The organism is Polynucleobacter sp. 35-46-11 (assembly GCF_002281105.1).
In genome coordinates, this window is the sequence record NZ_NCFJ01000181.1 from 1 (window position 1) to 4,548 (window position 4,548).

Below are 4,548 nucleotides of genomic sequence, written 5' to 3' on the forward strand. Positions count from 1 at the left end.
AAGGAAACTAAATGAACGCCCTAGAAAAACACTAAACTATCAAACACCGGCAGAACGTTTTGCCCAATCTGTTGCGTTGACCAGTTGAATCCAAGGTCGATAGCAGCCATTACCTTTGTCGAGACAGTTTGATGCCAGCCGTATCTTTCAATAGAATTTTGAGATTTAATCATGAACATCGTTGATCAGATATCTTTGACGGCAATCCACTCGCCATTCACGAGCGTCTGTGATCGGGTTCTTTCATCAAAAGATCCATACTCACGCTCCACAAAGCAGGGTCATATCACAGCAAGTGGGTTGGTGATTCAAGATGACAAGGTTTTACTCATCTTCCACCCGTTTATTAAGCAATGGTTCCAACCTGGTGGTCACATTGATGATGGTGAGTCTCCTATTCATGCCGCAATAAGAGAGGTTTACGAGGAGACCGGAATTCTTTGCGAGTCTATTGACGGCCAATCAAATCTAATTGATATTGATCTGCACGAAATTCCCGCAAATCCAAAGAAATCTGAGGGTGTGCATTTGCACATCGACCTCTTATTTGTGCTGAGAGCGCTTAAGCAGGAAGCGTCTCATGAAAAGATTGAAAAGGCATGGGTACCTTTTGATCAAATTAGCAGCCCACGTATTCAGCGGGCATTGCAAAAACTACAAGATCAGACTTAAGCTCCTAAAGCCTCTAGTAAATCTGTCTCCAACAAGATCTGCAGCTTTGGATTCTTACTCAAGTTCGCCGCATCCAATAGAAACACGTCTTCCACTCGCTCGCCTAAGGTGTTGATGCGTGCGGTATGTAATGAAACCTGGTGCTTGGCCAAGACTCTGGAGATGGCATAGAGTAGGCCCGTGCGATCACTTGCCGATAGTGAGAGCGCGTAGTAATGACCTCGCTCATCCGGAATCATGTGCACGCGTGGCTGAATCGGGAAGGTACGAGACTGTCTTGAAAGTCTTCCCATGCTTGGTGAAGGCAAGGGATCATTATTTTGCAGTGCTGCTGTCAGTTCATATTCCACTAGCTGAATAAGGTCACGGTAACTTCCACCCTCATCTACCAAGTTACTGCCTGAGATTTGGAATGTATCCAGTGCATAGCCATGCTTTGTCGTATGAATACGGGCATCCCAAATCGAGAAACCGTGACGTTCAAAGTAAGCGCAAATTCTGGCGAAAAGGTCTTCTTGGTCCTTCACGTAGACAGCAATCTGCAGGCCTTCGTCCACAGAAGAGAGGCGAGCCCGCACGACAGGAATTTCGCTATCAACCTTGTTATAGAGATGACGTGTAAGCCAGGCAATATCACCAGCATCTTGGCGCAAGAAGAAAGCAACATCTAATTGCTTCCAGAGATTTTCGTAAACAGAGTCCTCAATTGCATAGAGACGCAGCTTGGCACGGGATTCTTCTTGATGCTGTGCGAGCTCGGAAGAGGCATCAGGTTTTGCGCCACCCAATACACGCAAGGTAACGCGATAGAGGTCCTCCAATAGCTTGCCTTTCCAGGCATTCCACACTTTAGGGCTGGTTCCACGAACATCGGCAACCGTTAATAGATACAGTGCGGTCAGATGACGCTCATCACCCATCTTTTTGGCGAACGCTTGCACCACTTCTGGATCGGTAATATCTTGTTTCTGAGCAACTTGACTCATGTTCAAGTGCTCGGCAACCAACCAAACTAAGAGCTCAGTATCTGCTTTGTCTAAACCGTGGTCTTTTGCAAACTTGCGCATGTCTGCTTTACCAAGCTCAGAGTGATCGCCGCCACGTCCTTTAGCAATGTCATGAAAGAGGGCGGCAATGACTAATAGCCAAGGCTTCTCAAAATGGGCAATCAGGCTACTGCAGAAAGGAAACTCATGCGTATGCTCGACCACCATAAAACGGCGCACATTACGCAGCACCATCAAGATATGTTGATCAACTGTATAGACATGAAATAAGTCATGCTGCATCTGACCAACGATTTTTCTGAAGGCGGGTAAGTAGCGGCCGAGTACGCTGGTACGGTTCATGAGCTGGAACGCGCGACTAACTCCTTCGGGCTCTTTTAGGATCTCGATAAAGAGAGCGCGATTCACCGGATCTTCACGCCATTTGCTATCCATCTTTTGGCGCGCGTTGTACAGCGCTCTAAAGATGGTTGCAGATAAGCTCTTCACGTTAGCCGTTTGCGCAAATACTAAGAAGGTACGCAGAATTTGTTCTGGATGCTTCTGAAATAGCTGAGGGTCGGTGATGTCTAGTACACCTTGACGCTCAAAAAAGCACTCATTACCTTCACCAGCAATGGCATGGGTCGTTTTGGATTCTTGAGGAAAGAGGAGTGCTTCAATATTTTGCAGAAGCACATCATTTAATTGATTGACTGCTTTGGCTGCCCAATAGTAGCGACGCATGATCGCTTCACTGGCAAGTCTAGAAGATTCCTCTTGGATACCCATGGCTGCAGCAAGTGGCGCCTGTAAGTCAAAAGCCAAAACATCTTGTCTACGCTTAGCAAGTAAATGCAGATTGGCGCGTAGTGTCTCTAAAAAACGCTGGTTACGATTAAGCTCGGTTAATTCACGTTGCGTTACTAAGCCCGCGACACTGAGATCTTTAAATGTATTACCTAGATGCGCTGCTTTACTGACCCAAGAGATCACTTGTAAGTCACGTAGCCCACCAGGACTCTCTTTGCAATTAGGCTCGAGAGAGTAGGGTGTATCTTGGTATTTATAGTGACGTTGAATTTGCTCTGCGAGCTTGGCCTGAAAGAATGCCTTTGGATCCATGGCGACTTCAAAGGCTTTTTCAAAGTCTTTAAATAGTTGTTTATTACCACACAGGAATCGCGCCTCTAGGAGTGATGTACGTACAGTAACATCTTGCTCAGATTCAGACATACATTCTGCAGTGTTTCGCACTGAAGAGCCAATCTCCAACCCCATATCCCAGCAGCTGGCAATAAATTGCTCAACTTGTTTTGATAAAGCGAGGGCTTGTTTTTCTTCGGCTGGGAGCAGGATAAGAATATCGATATCAGAATAGGGAAATAAAGCATTTCTTCCATATCCGCCAACGGCAATTAAGCTAGCTTCATTGTTTAAGCCGCAGTCATTCCAGAGATTAGCGAGTACTTGATCGCTCATCTTAGTAAGTTGTTTAGTTAACCTACCTACTGACTGTGTTTTTCTAAACTCGTCGCATGCAATTTCGCGAGCTGCACGCAGGCTAGCTGCATTAGTAATATTGCTGGCTGCCTGGGGCTTACTCATGAATTTATGCGCTCGCTAGACTTGGCCTAAAGGATAGTCCCTTAACGCAATCGGGAATCGGATTACTTCCCTCTGACCAAGTGAGCACTTCAACTCCAGTGGCCGTTACCAAGAGCGTGTGCTCCCATTGGGCCGAGAGACTGCGGTCTTTAGTTTTCACAGTCCACTGATCGGGCATTGTCCGAATATCGCGTTTGCCAGCGTTAATCATTGGCTCAATGGTGAAGGTCATACCTTCTTTTAATTTCTCACCGGTACCAGGACGGCCATAGTGAAGAATCTGTGGATCTTGATGAAACACTTTGCCAATGCCATGACCGCAGTATTCGCGAACAACTGAGTAACCGGCTTTTTCAGCATGGGTCTGAATGACGTGGCCAATATCGCCCAGTGATGCACCAGGTTTGACTTGTGCGATACCAAGCCACATGCATTCAAAGGTAATTTGAGTCAGGCGCTTTGCTAATACCGAGACTTCACCGACCATAAACATGCGACTGGTATCGCCGTAGTAGCCATCAGGAGTAATCACGGTGATATCGAGGTTCACGACATCGCCGGTTTTGAGAATCTTTTCGCCAGGAATGCCATGGCAAATCACATCATTAACGGAAGTGCAGATGGATGCTGGAAAGGGTGGGTAGCCTGGCGGCTGGTAGTTCAGTGGAGCGGGAATGGTCTTTTGGACATCACGCATGTATTCATGGCAGATGCGGTCCAACTCAGCCGTGCTGACGCCAGCTTTGACGTGAGGAGCAACGTGGTCCAGAACTTCACTGGCTAAGCGGCCAGCTTCGCGCATCCCTTGGATGTCTTTTTCGGCGGTAAATACACTATTCATGCCTTGATTATCAACGACTTGGCAGTTTTTGGTAGATCTGTAGTGCTCAAAAATTGTGCAAATAGCCCATTTGGAGGCATTTTCTAGGGGATTTAGATTGCTTGGGTGAGGGGTGAGGAGTCTAGGTGATTGATATTTAAGCTATAATTTCGTTCTCAGGTCAATTTTGATCTGAAATCGCGGGTTGAGCCTTCCAGGGTGGCGCTTTTTAGCGCAGCTAGGACTCAATCTTAGAAACTAACCCTTAGGAGAAGTTATGTCAGTAACTATGCGTCAAATGCTGGAAGCCGGTTGCCATTTTGGTCACCAAACCCGTTTCTGGTCCCCAAGAATGGCCCCTTATATTTTCGGCCATCGCAACAAAATTCACATCATCAACTTAGAAAAAACATTGCCAATGTTTCAGGACGCCCTGAAATTTGCAAAACAAGTTGCTGCTAA

Annotated in this window: 4 protein-coding genes; 2 read left to right on the forward strand and 2 right to left on the reverse strand. The window is 46.5% G+C overall.

Translation table 11 applies throughout. The features are described from left to right. Positions 1-171 precede the first annotated feature (171 nt). Positions 172-672 (forward strand): NUDIX hydrolase, encoded by a 501-nt coding sequence (locus B7Y67_RS11275; RefSeq protein ID WP_293598722.1) that lies wholly within the window; start codon positions 172-174, stop codon positions 670-672. On the opposite strand, the gene B7Y67_RS11280 is transcribed toward B7Y67_RS11275, so the two are convergent. Both B7Y67_RS11280 and map read right to left on the reverse strand, forming a co-directional pair. Continuing rightward, complete coding sequence (locus B7Y67_RS11280; protein WP_293598723.1) at positions 669-3,266, reverse strand: [protein-PII] uridylyltransferase; 2,598 nt, start codon at positions 3,264-3,266, stop codon at positions 669-671. The two genes, B7Y67_RS11275 and B7Y67_RS11280, sit on opposite strands and share 4 nt — an antisense overlap. A 4-nt stretch (positions 3,267-3,270) precedes the next feature. Continuing rightward, positions 3,271-4,170 (reverse strand): type I methionyl aminopeptidase, encoded by a 900-nt coding sequence (map, locus tag B7Y67_RS11285; RefSeq protein WP_293598725.1) that lies wholly within the window; start codon positions 4,168-4,170, stop codon positions 3,271-3,273. A gap of 193 nt (positions 4,171-4,363) precedes the next feature. On the opposite strand from map, the gene rpsB reads away from it, so the two are divergent. After that, a partial coding sequence (gene rpsB / locus B7Y67_RS11290) for a 30S ribosomal protein S2 (protein ID WP_293598724.1) occupies positions 4,364-4,548 on the forward strand: 185 nt, incomplete at its 3' end.